Here is a 17,252-nt window from a genome sequence, read left to right on the forward strand (position 1 = left end):
AAAGAATATATATAAACAATAATTTCGTATAGTTTATCACATTGATTAGTAAATTTCTGTTATGCAAAATCGTCACTGAATATAAAAACAAAGAAACAATTCGGCATGCCGCACCACATAACAGGCGCCGCCTCCGAATACAGCCTGCAGGAAAACCGCGCTGTGACGCTGCCATTGACCACCGCCCAACGCGGCCTCTGGATGACCCAGTTTCTTGCCCCCAAGGGGTCGAGCCTGAATATTGCCGAGGCGATCCATCTGCACGGGATCGTGGATGAGTCTCTCTTCAGGAAAGCTCTGGCCTCTGTGCAGGCCGAAGCCGAGACACTGCGCACAGCCATTATCAGAACAGATGACGGACCGGTGTACGCAATCCGACCGCCATCAACGCCCGACTGTCCCGTTCTTGACTGTCGCGACGAGGCCGATCCATCTCTTGTCGCCCGCAAATGGATGCGGGAACGCATTCAGGCTCCTCTCGATCTGGAGCGGGACCCACTCTGGCAGAATGCCCTTCTCCGTGTCACCTCCACGCACTGGATATGGTTTCACTGCTGCCATCACGCCGTTCTCGATGGTTTTTCCGGCGGCATGATCGTTGCTCGTGTTTCTGCGCTTTATACGGCCCTGACCGAGGGACGCGACGCGCCAGCCCCCGGTTTTCTCCCCCTGGCAACCCTTCACGAGCAGGAGGAAGCCTATCGGGCCTCGCCCCGTTTCAAGATCGACAAGGCGTACTGGCGCGAAACCCTTCAGGATGCGCCCGAGCCGGTATCACTCTCGCTCAGGCCCCACCGGGTAACCACCGGTGATTTTGGCGGCGCGATAACGCGTGCGACCACACTTTGCGAAGCGCGCGCTGAGGCACTCAGGGCGCTCGGTCGCACGCATGAGTCGAGCCTTCCCCAGACCCTGACTGCCCTTCTCGTCAGCTATCTGCATCGTCTCACCGGACAGTCGGATCTCGTTGTAGGCATGCCGGTCAGTGCAAGAGCCAACCGCATTCTGCGCCAGACGCCGGGCATGGTCGCCAATGCCGTTGCGCTGCGTTTCACGATGTCGCCCGAAACGAGCTTTGCCGAGCTGATCGTCAAATCCCGCCGCGCCATGCGCAGCGCCCTGCGTCACCAGCAATATCGTTATGAGGACATGCGCCGCGATCTGGGTATGTTCAGCAATACCACCCAGATCAGCCGGATTGGGATCAATATAGAGCCTTTCGACTATAATCTCTCTTTTGGGCCAGCCCATTCACGCAATGAAAATCTCAGCAACGGCGCCATGGAAGATCTGACCCTCTTCGTGTTCGACCGATGCGACGGAGGCGGTCTCTGTATCCAATGCGATGCCAATCCGGCGCTCTACACAGAGGATGAACTTGACGCCCATCTGGCGCGCATCCTGACTCTGACCGATCAGCTTCTTGCCTCGCCGGAAACGCCGCTCCGCTCTATTCCACTCCTTACTAAGGAAGCCCGGCAAGCTCAGGGCGCGCGCAACGCTGCAACAAAGCGAAGCTGGCCCGATATCTCCCTGTCGTCACTCATCACCGCAGGCATAGGGACCGGACCGGATAAGGTGGTGCAGGACCATAGAGGCGCTCTGACACGAGACGACTTCCAGAGGCATCAGCATCAACTGACGACGCAACTCCGTGCGGCAGGCGCGCGACCTGGCACGCTTGTCGCCCTTGCCCTGCCCAGAGACAGACGCATGCTTCTCTGCGTGGCTGCGGTGGCCGCTACCGGCGCGGCGTGGCTGCCGATCGATGTCGATGCCCCTCAGCCTCGCGCCCGGCTGATCCTCGAAGACGCCTGTCCGACCCTGGTGATCCTGCCTGACGCTGATCATATCGCCTGGGCCTGCGGCCACGAGGCCTGGCAGATGGACGCGGCAACACTGGTGCTTCGACCGCTCGCTCCTGCTGCGCCGCGCACCGGAACTGCCCCCCTATCGGCGTCACGTCTCCCTGAGAATACAGCCTATGTCACCTATACTTCGGGCACGACGGGACGCCCCAAGGGGGTCATCATCCCCCGAAAGGCCCTTCTGAATTTTCTGCACAGCATTCGCGACATTCTGGATTTTTCAGAACGGGAAACGCTCCTCGCTGTCACCGCCTGGACTTTCGATATCGCCGTGCTTGAGATGCTCCTGCCGCTCGTCTCGGGCGGTCGCTGCGTCATTGCGACACCGGAAGACGTGCGAGATCCCGGGCGCCTTTGCGCGCTGATCCGCCAGCATGACGTGACGGTCCTGCAGGCCACCCCCACTTTATGGCAGACCTTGCTCGGCACGGCAGAAAGCAGCAGCCTGCGCGGTCTGCTACTCCTGAGCGGCGGTGAGGCCATGCCCGCCCATATGGCGCGGCAGATGGGCCATCTCGGACGGGCGGTCTATAATCTCTATGGCCCAACCGAAACCACGATCTGGTCAACGGCCAGCCGCCTGACGGCATACGAGCCCGACTCTCCGCCAGCAGGATTGCCTCTGGCCAATACACGCCTTTATGTGGTCGACCCGTTCGGCCAGACATTGCCGGATGGCGTTGTCGGTGAGCTGGTCATTGCCGGTGACGGTGTGGCGAGCGGCTATCTCAATCGCCCTGAGCTGACCGAAAGCCGCTTCACACCCGATCCGGAGGGCATAGACGGAGCTCTGGCTTATCGCACGGGCGATCGTGCTGCCATCGATTCAGCGGGCGTGCTCAGCATTTGCGGTCGTGCCGATTGTCAGATCAAGATACGCGGCATGCGGATCGAACCCGGCGAGATAGAGAGCACTTTGCTCAGTCTGCCGGAGATCCTGCAGGCTGCCGTCATGATCGAAGAAGCAGCGACACGGGATCAGCCTCTTCTGGCGGCCTATCTCGTACCCGCAACAGAAGGTTTCAGACTCGACGCCGCCCAGATAAGGCGCACCCTGCTAGGGCTGCTCCCCCCACAGATGATCCCGGTCCGTATCGTGTGTGTCGACGCCCTTCCGCGCCTGACAAGTGGCAAGCTCGACCGCGCCGCCCTGCGCGCCATGAAAGAAGAGACGATCGCAACCGACGCTGTTTATGCCAGCACCCCAGCAGAGAAAATGCTTGCGGCACTCTGGAGTGACCTGCTCGGAGTCGAAAAAATCGACATCCATGCTAGTTTCTTCGATCTGGGCGGCGACAGCATCATGGTCGTGCAAATGATCTCTCTCCTTTCCGAACAGGGATACGCCTTACCGGTCGGGCAGATATTCGCGGCCCCGACCATCGCCCTTCTCGCGCCGCTTTTCGAAGGCGGTCCGATCACCTGCGATCCGCTCGCCACACGTCTTGCCATCAGGCCCCACGGAAACGAAGCGCCTCTCTTCTGCGTGCATCCGGTCATTGGCATGAGCTGGAGTTTCAACACGCTTGCACCGCTCCTGCCTGACACACGCCCGGTCTACGGCCTTCAGGATGCCGGGCTGCTGCTCGGCGCCAATCCACCACGCACGCTCAACGAGCTGACAGCCAATTATGTGCAGGAGATCCGGGCCATCCAGCCGCACGGGCCGTATCACCTGCTTGGATGGTCAATGGGCGGAGTCATTGCTCATGAAATTGCCGCCGCTTTCCGCCGTGAGGGTCAAGACGTCGCCTTGCTGGCGATGCTGGATTCCTATCCAACCCTGACGGAACCCGGTTGCTCCCCTTCTGGCGCATCGGAAGGGCTGCTTGATGACCCTGACAGCCCGCAGGCCATAAGGGCGGCTCTGGGTTTTCTGAAGATGCCACTGGATAATGAGACGCCTCTCCCCCAGACATTGGAGGCACTGGCCGATCTTTTTCTGGCAACACTCGATACGACCCTGCTCCCTGACTTGCCGACACAGGATCTCGGCGATCTGATGGGGCTCGCTGAAAAGCTGCGCCTCGTCACCAGACGCAATATCGAGATGCTCATAACTCACCGCCCAACCCATGGAGAGACGGATATCCTGTTCCTGCGCGCTGCAGACAAGGGCGACATGACGGGCCAGATCAGCGTGACTGACGACCCTCGGTCCTGGGCCAATCATAGTTCTGGCCGCATCACGATTCATGATCTGCCCTGTCGCCATGGCGATATGCTGCTACCCGGTCATGTTGAAATGGTAGCGCGCCTGATCAGGAGCCACCCTGCCTTTGGCCAGCCTGTTTGTGCCGACCTGTCTGCCGCCTGAAATTGTACCGAGCCAGCCCATGAAAATCGTGATCTTCACCATCGGCACCCAGGGCGATGCCCGCCCGTTTGTCGCGCTTGGCCAAGGGCTCGTCGCCCATGGCCATGACGTTTGCATCGTCACATCGGAACGGCACAAACCGCTCATTCTAGGCGGTGGGCTCTCCTTCGCCCCGATCGAGTCCGATTTTGCAGATCTCATGGCGCAGGAACATGCCGCTATGGACAAGGGCAACCAGTTGCGTGTCGGGCGTCAGATGAGCAAGGCGCTCTGCGACTGGATGCCCCTCTGGGTGACGCAGGCACTCGAAGCGACGAAAGATGCCGATCTGATTATCGGCTCGGGTTCAGGAACGGTGCTTGGCGCCTCGATTGCCGAGAAGCGCGGCCTGCCCTTCGTGCAGGCGCAGTTCATGCCCATGACCCCGTCACGAAGCGTACCGCCGCTCTGGCCCAACCCGCGGCTGCGGCTGCCGGGAGTGCTCAATCTCGCCCTGACCCATTGCGCAAGGGTGCTGATCTGGCGATTCATGTCCTCACCTGTCGCAATCATGCGGCGTGAACTCTCTTTACCACCAATAGCATGGACTGGCCCCTGGTCGGAAAAAGACGTCAACGGATCCAAGCGCTATCTACTCTACGCCTTTAGCCGCCACCTGCAACCGCAGCCCCCGGACTGGCCGAAAGACCGGATCGCCGTGACGGGAAACTGGTTCTACGACCAAAAAAATGACTGGGTACCCCCGCCCGCGCTGGAAGCCTTTCTCGCTGCGGGGCCAAAGCCCCTTTATGTCGGTTTCGGGAGCATGATGTGCGGCAATCCCGAGGCTTTTACCCAACTCATCCTCAAGGCCCTGCGGCTGACGGGCAGACGCGCCGTCATAGCAACAGGGTGGGGCGCGCTGAAAAATCAGGCCAGTCACGAGGAAGACGGCCTCTTCTTCATCGACCATGCACCCCATGACTGGCTCTTTCCACGCATGTCCATGGTCGTTCATCATGGCGGCGCGGGCACGGTGGCCGCAGCGGCACGCGCAGGTCTACCGCAGATCGTGATTCCGTTTCTGGCGGATCAGTTTTACTGGAGCTGGCGCCTGCATGAGATTGGCATCAGCCCGACGATCCTTTCCCGCAAACACCTCACACCAGAGACGCTCGCGCTGGCTATCGGGCGGGCAGGCACGCTCAGGATTACCACAGCCGCCCATGCGCTCGGCTCGCTGATCAACGCCGAACATGGCGTTGATCGTGCGATAGAGACGCTCTCGGACTGGGGCCTTCTCGGTGAGAAAAACCCTTCGGGCAGGTCTGCGGAGGCAGAAGGAGCAGCGTGAACCAGACATCGCCACAAGCGCCCTGCCCCGTCATTGCCGTACAGGATCTGGCCAAGAAATATGCTGGCAAGCATGTGGTCGATGGTCTCTCATTCTCGGTCAGCCCAGGAGAGATCTTCGCCTTTCTTGGCCCCAATGGCGCTGGCAAAACCACCACCATCAAGATGCTGACGACCCTGCTTCCGCCCGATGAGGGGCGCATCCTCATGAATGGCATCGATCTGGCCACCGACCCGATGGAGGCCCGTCGCCATTTTGGCGTGGTGTTTCAGGATTGCACGCTCGACCCGGCCATGACGGTTCGGGAGAATTTCTGGATGCATTGTGCGTTCTATTGCATTCCGCGCGCCCGAAGGCCGGAACGCATCGCCCATGCGCTAGCGCTGTTCGCACTTACGGATCGACGTGACAGCATCGTCAGCACGCTGAGCGGCGGGCTGAAAAGACGGGTCGAAATCGCGCGCGCTCTGCTTCATCAACCGGCCCTGATCTTTCTGGACGAGCCGACACTGGGGCTCGATCCACAAAGCCGACGCACTCTGTGGGACCATCTTCAGCTTTTGCAAGCGCGCCATGGCACGACCATTTTTCTGACGAGCCATTATCTGGATGAGGTCGAGCGTTACGCCCAGACCGTTGCCGTCATCAAGAAAGGACGGATCGTGACGCAGGGCGCTGTCGCTGCAATTATCAGCCACACCGCACATGCCTCTCTGGAAGACAGTTTCCTGTCACTCACAGCCGAAGACGGGGCAGCCGAAGACGGGGCAGCCAAATGATCGATGTCCTCTTCTCTCTCTGGCTGAGACAGGTCAGGGGTTTCCTGCGCGCGCGCGGTCGGGTGTTTTCCGCCCTGTCACAGCCTTTCCTGTTCCTGATTGCCCTTGGGCTGGGCTTTGCCCCGGTTTTCCGCAAGGCAGGAGAAGGCGATTATTTCGCCTTTCTCGCGCCGGGCGTCATTGGAGCGGGAATCTTGTTCAATGCTGTCTACTCAGGCGCCGACCTGCTCTGGGACCGACAATTCGGCTTCATCAAGGAGACGCTTGTCGCCCCTGTTTCAAGACACTGGATCCTGCTGGGGCGGGCACTGGGCGTTGCAAGCGTGGCGATGATTCAGGCGATAATCGTCGGGGCAATCTGCCTCATTTTCAGCGCCTCTCTACCCTCCCCCGGAGCCCTTGCCCTTTTTCTTCTCTTCGCCTTGCTGATCGCGGTGCTCTGCGCTTTTTTCGGCTCGATTCTGGGGTCGGTAATGAGCGATGCCCAGAGCTTCTCGCAGATCGTGAATTTCATTATCACACCTGTTTTCTACCTCTCGGGCGCGGTCTTTCCTCTCGAAGGGCAATCAGGCGCGATTAGGGTGATGGCCTTCTGCAATCCGCTTACCTACGGCATTGACGGCATGAGAGGCGCGCTCAGCGGGCACTACGTCATTCCCCCGACACTCTCGTTTTTCGTGCTGTCTCTCTCAACGCTCTTCGCTGCTGGCGTGGCGCAAATCGCCTTCTCGCGTATTCGCCCCTGAGACGCTGTCTCTGACAGGTCTTCCGCCCTGAAGCAGAACCAGAAGATTGACGGCAAGTCCTGGCAGAGCGGGGCTGACGCCACCCAGAGACACGCCTGACAGAAACAATCCTGCCCCTGTCACCAGACCGGCAGCGAGCCCCGTCAGCAGACGGGTGGGTGTGACGCGATAGCCGCAAACACAGAGCAGCACCGCAGGCAGGAGCTGCACCAGCCCGACATAGAACAGTCGGTTGAGTGTGACGATCAGCGTCGTCTGCACGGCGGCAATGGCCACCGACAGGGCAAGATAGGCGATGATGATGCCGAGCCCCATTCGTTTCTGGGCAGCGGGCGGCACATGCGGCACGATCGAGCGTGTCACGATGGCGGCGAGGCTCAGGCAGACAGCGCCAAGCCAGACAAGGGCCGTGAGGGCAACGGCCCCGGCAACCAGACCGGCCATCCAGGGAGGAAGCAGGGCTGCGGCCACAGAGAGAAACACCCTGTCAGGGTGCGTCATGACAGAAGGATGGGTCAGCCCGTAAAAGGCCACGACCGCGAGCAGGGGAAACAGCACCATGTAAAGCGGCATCCAGATCTGGGCACGTCTGATCGTCGCAATACTGCGTGCCGAAAAGACCGCTGCCGCTGTCTGCGGTGCAATGCAGAAACCGACCGCCTGTGTCAGAATGGTCGTGATGATCATGGTGCAAGAGGATAAGGGGCGCGCGCCTGCGCCATGAAGCACTGCAGCGAGCGGCATCCTTGCCCCTTCCGACCAGTGGAACACAGCCCCCAGCGCAACGCAGAATATGGCAATCAGGATCAGTGAGTCCTTGAGCGCTGCCGTCAGCGCCGCACCGCGCAACCCGGCACTTGCGACAAACAGAAAAGCCAGCAGGGCCGCCAGAGAAGACAGAACGACTGTCGAGACCGGCAGGGCGAGCGCGGAAAACACGGCACCAAGCCCGATGAACTGCATGGTACCGAGCGGAAGCATCAGAACCACCAGAACGCATCCGCTCACACAGGAGACCAGACGACTGTCGAAATATCCCCCCAGAAGATCGGGCAGGGTAATCGCGCCAAAACGCTGCCCGAGCTGCCAGAGCCTTGGATAAAGTATCGTGCCGACAGGAAAGGCGAGCAGGATATAGCCGACAAACCATAGCGCGACGTCGATCGAGCCACTGGCAGCAATACCCCCCGGAAATCCGAGAACCGAGCCGATGGAATAGGTCTCGCCAACCGACAGCAGAAAGAACAGGACCGCCCCGAACTGTCCGCGTGCCGCAAAAAAACGCTTCGGGTCCTGACCCGCCTCCCCCCGTCCCGAAATGAGAGAGAGGGCGAGCGCAAGCACCAGAACGGCCAGAAAGGCACCCAGCATCATCGATCGGTCTCTCGCTCACCCGGCCTGACGGCCAGAGCGAGACAGAGTGTCGTCAGGGGCAGGCAGGCGAAAAGCCAGACCAGCGCAAGCGGCACACCCATGACACGCAGGGACGCGCCGTAGAGAAACGGCAGTGGCAGAAGCACCAGGCAGAATGGCAGGGCCAGAAAACCGTGCCGAAGCCGGATGCCAGAACAGGAGACAGACATGGCAGGCACTCTGAAATCGGAAAGTCAGAGCCCCGGCATAGAGCCAAGCCCCGCCACGATGCCAGCCTGGAATGGATTAATCTTGAGCCTTACAGCTCGGCCCATTGACGAAGCAGGTTATGATAGGTCGAGGTCAGCCCCAGAACGCCGGGATGATCGTCAGGCAGGGTCTTGCGTGTTTCGATGATCGAGCGATCGAAATCATAAAGCAGCGCGCGCTTCGTGTCGTCACGCACCATGGACTGGCTCCAGAAGAACGACGCCCAGCGGCTGCCTCGTGTCACCTCGCTTACGCTGTGCAGGCTGGTCGAGGGGTAAACGACCATGTCGCCCGCAGGCAGCTTGACCCTCTGCTCGCCATACGTGTCCTGAATGACCAGTTCGCCGCCATCATATTCATCCGGACCGGTGATGAAGAGCGTCGAAGAAACATCGGTGCGAATACGAAAACCGCTATCGGGGATAGGACGGATCGCATTGTCGACATGAGCGCCGAACTTCATGCCGATGTCATAGCGGTTGAAGAGCGGCGGGAAAACGCGCAGCGGCAGGGCCGCACTGTTGAAGGTCGGGTTACGACCCAGCGCACGCAGGACAATTTCACCCAGTTCGCGAGACTCCGCCGAATCCTGCGGCACCTGCAGGTTGTTCTTTGCCTTTGCCGATTGCTGGCCCGCCGTAACCTTGCCATCGAGCCATGCCGCCCGTTCGAGCGTCTCACGGCAATAGCGCAGTTCATCTGCGGTCAGGACGTTGGGAATATGAACCAGCATGGGCGCTCTCCTTTGGAATCGAGTTCTTGTAATTGAGAATGAATCTGATTAACACATCAGGGCCGCACGGTTACACCCGGTAACAAGAACTGAAAGCGCCCGCACGCGGGTTGCGGCACCAGAAAAAACAGGAGAGCCCCATGGCTACGCCCGTCGGCGATCTCGCCTCACTTCCGTTCACGCCGTGGGAGATGTTTCTCGGTGCCGGTCTCGTCGTGCGCTGTGTGATGCTGCTGCTGATTGCGGCCTGCGTGGTCAGTTGGGCGGTTTTTGCGGCCAAGGTTGTCGAGATGATCCGCGTCAGGGCGGCGCTCACCAGAACCGAAATCACGCTCGAAGACGCCTCATCGCTTGAAGCCGCCCATACGCTCTGCCCCGATATCGGCATTGCCAAGGCGCTGCTGAGCGCGGCGTCGAATGAGTGGACGCGTTCTGCCGATGTGCTCGAGGATCGCGAAGGTCTGAAAGAGCGCATCATGCTGCATCTCGAACGTCTGGAATCCGCCGAGGGCCGACGCCTCATGCGCGGCACGGGCATTCTGGCCACGATCGGTGCGACGGCACCGTTCATCGGTCTGTTCGGCACAGTCTGGGGCATCATGACCTCCTTCACCGGCATTGCGGCCACCAAGGCCACGAGCCTTGCCGTGGTGGCTCCGGGCATCGCAGAGGCCCTTCTGGCGACAGCGCTCGGACTCGTCGCAGCCATTCCGGCCGTCGTCATCTATAATTATCTCTCCCGCCAGTGCCTTGGCTGCAAGGCCCAGGTGGGTGACCTTACCGCGCTCATCCTGCGCCTTGTCTCCCGCGATCTGAGCCGGCTTCATGTGCAGAGCCATGGCGCACAGGTGCTGCGCTTTGCCACGCCGCGCGCCGAGCAGGCCGGTCGCTGATCATGGCCCTGCGTATGCGCCATGCGGATGACACCGCACTCGATGCCCACGAGCTGAACGTCACGCCTCTGATTGACGTCATGCTCGTGCTACTGGTCATTTTCATGGTGACGGCGCCCCTCAGCACCGTGAACGTGCCGGTCGATCTGCCTTCTTCCACGCAGAAGCCCGCCCCGCGACCGGCCAATCCGATCTTCGTGACCGTCAAGGCCGATCACAGCCTTGCCCTGGGTGAAGACGATGTCAGCAATGACGCGCTGCCCGCCAGACTCATGGCTCTCACCAACGGCCACAAGGATGAGCGCATCTTCCTGCGCGCCGACAAGACCGTCGATTACGAGACGCTCATGAAGGCCATGGATCTCCTGCGCAAATCCGGTTTTCTCAAGGTCGCACTGGTCAATCTGCAAGGCCAGGAGGAGGGTGACGAACCGTGACGGCTCGCGACCTGCGTCCCTCCCTGCCTGCAAGCCCTGCCCCTTCCCCTGCCCTGACCGCCTCAGGGCAGGCAGCCTTCATGCCGTTCCGGCAGGCCTATCAAATGCATCTGCAACGCGAGGCCGCATTGCGCCGTCGCTGCGGAGGCTATTCGGCTGCCACTGTCGTTCTGGTGGCGGGGCTGGCGCTGGGTCTGGTGGCAATGGTCCCGTCAAGTTCTCCCCCCCCTTACTCGCCACCACCCGCAGCCATTGCGATCGATCTCGCGCCTGAACCCGCCAGTGTGCCTGCCCCACCGCAGGAACGCCCGCCCGGCCCCCCGCAGATGGCAACCCCCGAGCCCCCGGCACCGGAGAAACCACCCGAGGTGATGGCCCCGCCTTCCCCTACACCTCTGCCGCCCGTACCGGTCCCACAAAAGATCAAGGTCGTGCCGGTGCATCGCAAGGTGGCTCCCTCGCCGCCGATGCCAAAGCATCTGCCGCCGCCAATCCCTACCCAGTCGACTGCCGACACGGCACCCTCGCCTTCGGAGGCGCCGCCCTCAACCGTTTCGGCCACCAATGCCAAGGGAGCACCGTCGTCGCGCGAGGCCTCTCAGGCCAAGGAAAGCTGGCAAGGCAAGCTTCTGGCGCGTCTGGAGCGGTTCAAGCGCTACCCGCCCCAGGCACAGGCCGAGCATCAGGAAGGGACGCCGATGCTGCGCTTTACCATGGACCGCAAGGGCCATGTTCTGGCCGCCTCTATCGTGCGCCCCACGGGCTATACGCTTCTCGATGAGGAGACACTGGCTCTCGTCCGCCGCGCCGAGCCCCTGCCCGAGCCACCCGATACGATCGAGGGAGCCACGCTTACCCTGACTGTGCCAGTCGAGTTCTATCTCGAAACACACTGATCGCGCGCCTTCTGACCTAGAGCGAGGCACACAGACTGGCACCATTGACTGCAAGCGGGCTCGATCTGGACGACATTCCGAGCTGTTGCGATCAAAGCTTGCGTGAATACCCCCTGTTGAGGGGGCTCATTCTTGCCAGACCCCGCGCATGCGATCAGAATACACAAACATGACCGCATCGCACGCAAAGCCTCCTTCATGGTCCTGACAGAGACCCCAGCTTCTCATGGCGCCGCGGCCTCTGACACGCCGCCGGACTGGCGTATCGATGCCAGCGAAGGCATTTCTTGCCTTGTCCTGTCCGGATCATGGCTGAGCCATGACGCAGCACTTCCCCAGTTCTCCGGTGATATCGCCAGCGTCGGCACCACGCTCACCTGCGATACGCGGAATGTGTCCAACTGGGATACGGGGCTGATTGCCTTCCTGTGGGATGTCAGACGCGCCTGCGACGAGGCAGGCAAGGTCTTCGATATCGGCTCGTTGCCGCATCCGATGCAGCAATTGCTCAACCTTCTGCCAGACAAGGCAGCCCCGGCTCTGCCGACACGCAGCAAGAAGCTTCCCTTTCTCGAGAGAGTGGGCGTCAGATCCATCGCCACCCTTGCAGAGATCGGCATCGTGGCAGGACTCGCCGGCCGTACCTGCCTGGCTGCCTATCGTTCGCTTTTCGGCAAGGCCGGCCTCAGACGCAGTGATCTGCTGAGCGATCTCTACAATGCCGGGCCGTCCGCCCTCGTGATTGTCGGGGTCGTGAATTTTCTGGTCGGGGCCATTCTGGCTTTCGTCGGCGCGGTACAACTGCAGAAATTTGCCGCAGGTATCTATGTGGCAAGCCTTGTCGGCATTGCCACGGTGCGTGAGATGGCTGCGGTCATGACCGCCATCATCATGGCAGGCCGCACGGGTGGGGCCTATGCCGCCCGCATCTCGACCATGCAGGGCAATGAGGAAATCGACGCCCTGAAGGTTTTCGGCATATCGGTCTCGTCCTATCTCATTCTGCCTGCCGTTTTGTCGCTCGTGTTCACCATGCCGTTTCTCTATCTCTATGGCTGTCTGATAGGCATGCTGGGCGGCTATATCGTGGCCATCTCGATGCTCGACATCACGAGCCTGGGCTATTTCCATCAGACCATCATTGCCTTCGGTATCGGCCAGTTCATCTTCGGCTTCATCAAGAGCATCGTTTTTGGCGCCTTCATCGGGCTGACCAGCTGCCGCATTGGCATCAAGGCTGGACGCTCTGCCGCTGATGTCGGCATTGCCGCCACACATGCCGTCGTGATCGGCATCGTGGGTGTGATTGCACTCGATGCCCTGTTTGCCATTATTGCCAATAGCGTGGGGATCTGAGCCATGGCGCAGGATTCCATCATGACCATGCAGGATGTCACTCTGGCTTTCGGGCCAAAAGTGATCCAGTCCGACATCTCGCTCTCGGTCAAACGTGGCAGTATTTTTGCCGTCATGGGCGGGTCGGGCTGCGGCAAATCGACCCTGCTCAAAAGTATGATCGGCCTGCTGCGCCCCAGAACAGGCAGTTTTCATGTCGGCACCCAGGATTACTGGGCAGGCACCGATGCACAGCGCACCGAACTCAATCATCGTTTCGGCGTGCTGTTCCAGAGTGGCGCGCTGTGGAGTTCGATGACCGTTGGCGAGAATGTCGCCCTGCCACTGCAGATGTTCACCAATCTCGGCCCGCGCGCCATCAGGCGATTGGTCGAACTCAAGCTGGCGCTTGTCGGGCTTCTGGATGCAATCGACCTTACCCCGTCCGAAATCAGCGGTGGCATGCGCAAGCGCGCCGGCCTCGCGCGCGCGCTGGCACTCGACCCGGATATCCTGTTCTTCGATGAGCCTTCCGCAGGGCTCGACCCCATTACCTCTGCAAGGCTGGATGACCTTATTCTCAATCTGCGCGACGGGCTCGGTGCGACCATTGTGATTGTCAGTCATGAATTGCCCAGCCTGTTCACCATTGCCGATGACGGTATTTTTCTCGATGCCATCACCAAGCGTCCCATCGCCTCTGGCTCACCGCGCGAATTGCGCGATCACTGCACCGACCCTCAGGTTCATGCCTTCATGAACAGACAACGAAACGAAGAAGGAACTGCATCATGAACAGACAGGCGCTTGTCGGTGCGTTCGTTCTGGGGGGGCTGACGCTCATGGTCGGCGCCTTCGTCTTTTTCGGTAATTTTCACCCCTTCACCCATACAGATCGGGCCGTGCTGATCTTCCGCGGCTCTACAAACGGGCTTTCGGTCGGCGCCCCTGTCAATTTCCGCGGGGTTCAGGTCGGGGCCGTGGATCGCATCGCCATCGAATACGACCCCAAAACACGCGAAGCCTTTATCCCGGTTTATGTGACCGTACGCCGTGACGATATTCTGGTCGCTGGGCAGAAACACGCCCATGTGCCCGATCTGCGCGATCTCGTTGCGCACGGACTGCGCGGTGAAATGAATCTGAAGAGCTTCGTGACCGGCACATCCCAGATCGATCTCGATGTCTCTCCAAATACACCGGCCGTGCTTCATCCCAATCTGACCAACGAAATCGAGATTCCGACGCGTCAGTCGTCAATTCAGGCCATCACCAATACGCTGACCCATCTGCCACTGCGCCAGATCAGCGATGATGCTGCTGCCACGCTGGCAGTCATTCATCACCTTGCCGATACGCTCGACCAGCGCCTGCCGGCGCTTGTCGACAGCGTGCAGCAGACATCGGACCACAGCCGCGCCACGGTTGATGCCGCTCACGACATGATCGTGGCCCTGCAACCGCAATTGCTGCACACGCTGCAAAGTGTTGATCGCCTGGCCTCCACCGGCAGCGATCAGCTTTCGGCGCGCGGTCAAGAGCTGCACACCCTGCTTCAAACGAGCCGTGACACCATGGCCAACGCCAACAAGACCATGGCCAATCTGCAGGGCATGACGTCTCCGCGCTCGATCGACCGCGCCAATCTGGAGTCGAGCCTGCGCGATATCGCCGCTGCCGCCGCTGCGCTGCGTGGTTTTGCCAATGACGTCGAGCGCAATCCGCAACTTCTGCTGACAGGACGCCGCCAATGAGCCCGCGCCCCCTTCTCTTCGTGCTCGCTCTGGGGCTGCTCTCGGGCTGCGCCTCGGCACCGGTCCAGTTCTACACAATCGCCCCGACTGCGAGCGACATCACGCTCGCCCCCAGAAACGCGCCTGTCACCTACGTGCCGCCTGTGTCGATGCCCGATTATCTCGATACGCAGGATATCCTGGTGCGTGATGGCAGTCGTCTCGTTCGCAGCAGCAATGGACGCTGGGCGAGCCGCCTGTCGCAATCCGCGACCGATCTGATCGTGGCACGACTGTCGCAGGATTGGCCCCAACGCATGGTCACGGCCTATCCGCCGCTCGACACGCCCGAGTCACGCCTTGGGATCACCATTGAGCGTATGGACCTGCTTCAGCAGGGTCAGGCAACACTGATCGCTTCATGGACCGAATTGCCCCGAGACGAAAACAGCCCGCCGCGTCAGGGCCGCGCTTCTGTCAGCGTGCAGGGTAGCGTAACAGACGATGCCGCCAAGGCAGCACTGCTGCAGAAGCTTTTCGAGCAGCTGGCTGACAAGATCGCAGCAAGTCTCGCCACGCGCTAAAACTGCATCGCGGGATCAATTCCGCGATGCCCCGGCTTAGAAGGCAGCCTGAATACGGCTGCCCAGCGCATCGATCGAACGGCCCTTGGTATTGACGCTGCCTACCGTCTGCGAACGTGTGGCGTTGATATGGCTGTATTGCAGCTGAATGCGGAAATGGCGGTTGATGTACCAGTTCAACCCACCTGCCCAGACGGTCTGCACGCCTCCGCGTACGCCTCCCGTGGCAGAGGCCGGCATATCCTTGATGATATCGCTGTTGAAATCCATGACGCTCCAGCGTCCAACCAGCTCGAGCGCACCCCACTGGTTGTTCCAGAAATCGACATCTTCCTTTGGCGCTGGCGCGGAAAACGCCGCATCCTTGGGGCTGTAGCGGCGTGGCTGGCCGAACAGCGTATAGCTGCCAGCGACGTAGTAGCCGTCGAACCCGAGATTAGGTGCCGGGCCTTTGCTGCGGGCGTCGGCATTCCGGTCTACTCCGATATGATAATATTCGGCCTGAAGCACCGCCTTGTCGTAGCGCAGGGCTAGTTCCGGCCCGACAGCCCAGACCTTGCCGACATCAGCAATCGTGCCGCTCGACACGAGACGCTCATTGGTCAGGCGGATTTCAGGGCGGTCGCTGATCGACAGCACACGCCCCTGCGCGGTCTGGTTACGCTTGAAGGACATCGTGGAGGACATGCCCAGATGCAGATCCACATTCTCCGTCGCGACAGGCCGCCCGGCAACGCGCAGAAGCCCGCCCATCTGGCTGTCCGAGACAGTCGGGTCGGCTGTTCGGTCGCCATAGGTCTGGCCGGTCAGATAAGCCCCCAGATACCAGCGTTTCTGATGCGTGCGCCCTCCCACACTCAGTCTCGTATCGCCCGCAGCGATCTGACGCACGACTTCTGAAATCGACGCGCGTTCCATCAGGATGAAGCCGTTGGAGGATTCAGAATCCTGCATGGTCACGCGCGGCTGATAATAGCCTACTGTGAATTGCGAATTATGGATGCCGCTATAGACGATATTCGCCTCATACAGCCCTGCCGTTCCATCGACTGTACGGCCCCATTCCGGGGTGAGGTTGGCCAGAAGATTGCCATAGCGCCATGTCAGCGGCAGACGCAGGCGACGGGCATTCTCGTTCATTTTCGGAAAACGACCCGTCTGCCCCTGTGCCGCGCCACCCGAAGACGGAAACCCGCCAAGATCGAGATGCATGACGAGACCGACCGAGAAGGCATAGAGCCCGTCACTTGACGCGATGGTCGGACGTCCGGCCGGAAAACCAATTCTGATCCCGCCAATATCAACCGTCTCGGCCGTACGTGAGGCGCGACGGAAGTCGGCCAGGGACATGTTCAGACCATGATCAGGCGGCGGGATGAGATGGGTGTCATAGGCGACTTGCGGGTTCGACGGCTTGCCTGCGTCCCTGACCGAGGCCGACGCCAACTGCACCGGTCCCGATGTCGAGGGCACCGTGTGCGGCTGAACCGGTGTCACGTCAGTCGCAGGCTTTCCTCCGGGTGCCGACACGGTGCTTGCAACAGCGGTTGCAGGCTCGCTACGCGTTGCATGGGCCGGTGTGGGGGCAGCATGACGGGACGCATGCGTTCTGCCTGCTGCGCCCTCTGTCGCCTCACGGGCGGGCTGCGCCTGTGCCAGCTCCGATTTGCGGCGCAAGGCGCGCTCTTTCGCCAGTTCGTGCCTGAGATCGGTAATCTGCCCCTGCATCTGTGCGCGCATTTCCAGCATTTCCCGACGCAGGGCGGCGATGTCGTCCGACTGGCTGGCAGCGAAGGCCGAAGCAGGAATCGTGGTGCCGCAAAGCAGCAGCATGGTCGTGAAATGGCGCACGCGCATAGGTTCGACAAAACTCTGATCTGAACTAACTGCGCGCTGCTATAAACGAGCGTATAAGTCAATCATATGACAATTTATGACCTCAGTGCAGTTTCTCAGCCTTGGGGGAATGAAATGT

The 17,252-nt window shown here is 60.6% G+C and carries 15 protein-coding genes; 11 read left to right on the plus strand and 4 right to left on the minus strand.

The genetic code is table 11. From position 1 onward, the window contains the following. Positions 1–105 precede the first annotated feature (105 nt). Genes AA105894_RS06300 through AA105894_RS06315 form a run of 4 tightly spaced genes read left to right on the plus strand, consistent with a single transcriptional unit; the run spans position 106 to position 7,043 of the window. Positions 106–4,185, plus strand: coding sequence for an amino acid adenylation domain-containing protein (locus AA105894_RS06300; RefSeq protein ID WP_267310945.1), 4,080 nt, complete (start codon positions 106–108; stop codon positions 4,183–4,185). After that, on the plus strand, positions 4,148–5,518 hold the full coding sequence (locus tag AA105894_RS06305) for a glycosyltransferase (protein ID WP_267310946.1): 1,371 nt from the start codon (positions 4,148–4,150) through the stop codon (positions 5,516–5,518). Before AA105894_RS06300 ends, AA105894_RS06305 begins: the two co-directional genes overlap by 38 nt. Beyond that, a complete protein-coding gene (locus AA105894_RS06310) occupies positions 5,515–6,297 on the plus strand; it encodes an ABC transporter ATP-binding protein (RefSeq protein ID WP_267310947.1) in 783 nt (260 codons plus the stop codon). The genes AA105894_RS06305 and AA105894_RS06310 overlap by 4 nt, the downstream gene beginning before the upstream one ends. After that, positions 6,294–7,043, plus strand: a complete 750-nt coding sequence (locus AA105894_RS06315; protein WP_267310948.1) for an ABC transporter permease — start codon at positions 6,294–6,296, stop codon at positions 7,041–7,043. Before AA105894_RS06310 ends, AA105894_RS06315 begins: the two co-directional genes overlap by 4 nt. Here the strand turns inward: AA105894_RS06315 and AA105894_RS06320 are convergent. The 3 genes from AA105894_RS06320 to AA105894_RS06330 all read right to left on the minus strand — a co-directional run bounded on the left by AA105894_RS06320 (position 6,987) and on the right by AA105894_RS06330 (position 9,399). Continuing rightward, on the minus strand, positions 6,987–8,417 hold the full coding sequence (locus AA105894_RS06320; protein WP_267310949.1) for a sodium:solute symporter family protein: 1,431 nt from the start codon (positions 8,415–8,417) through the stop codon (positions 6,987–6,989). The two genes, AA105894_RS06315 and AA105894_RS06320, sit on opposite strands and share 57 nt — an antisense overlap. Further along, a complete protein-coding gene (locus AA105894_RS06325; RefSeq protein ID WP_188424634.1) occupies positions 8,414–8,626 on the minus strand; it encodes a DUF3311 domain-containing protein in 213 nt (70 codons plus the stop codon). Before AA105894_RS06325 ends, AA105894_RS06320 begins: the two co-directional genes overlap by 4 nt. 89 nt (positions 8,627–8,715) lie before the next feature. Then, entirely contained in the window at positions 8,716–9,399 is a 684-nt protein-coding gene (locus AA105894_RS06330; RefSeq protein ID WP_188424632.1) for a Fe2+-dependent dioxygenase, read from the minus strand. Positions 9,400–9,539: 140 nt separating this feature from the next. Between AA105894_RS06330 and exbB the strand changes: the two genes are divergently transcribed. From exbB to AA105894_RS06365, 7 genes are all read left to right on the plus strand, one after another. Next, on the plus strand, positions 9,540–10,292 hold the full coding sequence (gene exbB / locus AA105894_RS06335; protein WP_229719461.1) for a tonB-system energizer ExbB: 753 nt from the start codon (positions 9,540–9,542) through the stop codon (positions 10,290–10,292). Positions 10,293–10,294: 2 nt separating this feature from the next. Next, positions 10,295–10,729, plus strand: a complete 435-nt coding sequence (gene exbD, locus AA105894_RS06340; RefSeq protein WP_188424630.1) for a TonB system transport protein ExbD — start codon at positions 10,295–10,297, stop codon at positions 10,727–10,729. Continuing rightward, positions 10,726–11,625 carry an energy transducer TonB gene (locus AA105894_RS06345; protein WP_267310950.1) on the plus strand — a complete coding sequence of 300 codons (900 nt, stop codon included), beginning with the start codon at positions 10,726–10,728 and terminating at the stop codon, positions 11,623–11,625. The genes exbD and AA105894_RS06345 overlap by 4 nt, the downstream gene beginning before the upstream one ends. Before the next feature lie 198 nt (positions 11,626–11,823). After that, positions 11,824–12,981: an MlaE family ABC transporter permease gene (locus AA105894_RS06350; RefSeq protein ID WP_267310951.1), complete on the plus strand. Its 1,158-nt coding sequence runs from the start codon at positions 11,824–11,826 to the stop codon at positions 12,979–12,981. Between the two features lie 3 nt (positions 12,982–12,984). Beyond that, complete coding sequence (locus tag AA105894_RS06355; protein ID WP_188424628.1) at positions 12,985–13,755, plus strand: ABC transporter ATP-binding protein; 771 nt, start codon at positions 12,985–12,987, stop codon at positions 13,753–13,755. Continuing rightward, positions 13,752–14,714, plus strand: coding sequence for an MlaD family protein (locus tag AA105894_RS06360; RefSeq protein WP_267310952.1), 963 nt, complete (start codon positions 13,752–13,754; stop codon positions 14,712–14,714). The genes AA105894_RS06355 and AA105894_RS06360 overlap by 4 nt, the downstream gene beginning before the upstream one ends. Continuing rightward, on the plus strand, positions 14,711–15,277 hold the full coding sequence (locus AA105894_RS06365; protein WP_267310953.1) for a PqiC family protein: 567 nt from the start codon (positions 14,711–14,713) through the stop codon (positions 15,275–15,277). Before AA105894_RS06360 ends, AA105894_RS06365 begins: the two co-directional genes overlap by 4 nt. 36 nt (positions 15,278–15,313) lie before the next feature. On the opposite strand, the gene AA105894_RS06370 is transcribed toward AA105894_RS06365, so the two are convergent. Continuing rightward, on the minus strand, positions 15,314–17,128 hold the full coding sequence (locus AA105894_RS06370; protein WP_267310954.1) for a porin: 1,815 nt from the start codon (positions 17,126–17,128) through the stop codon (positions 15,314–15,316). Between the last annotated feature and the right edge of the window lie 124 nt (positions 17,129–17,252).

The sequence above is a fragment of the Asaia spathodeae NBRC 105894 genome, assembly GCF_025994195.1.
GTDB classification, from domain to species: Bacteria; Pseudomonadota; Alphaproteobacteria; order Acetobacterales; family Acetobacteraceae; genus Asaia; species Asaia siamensis.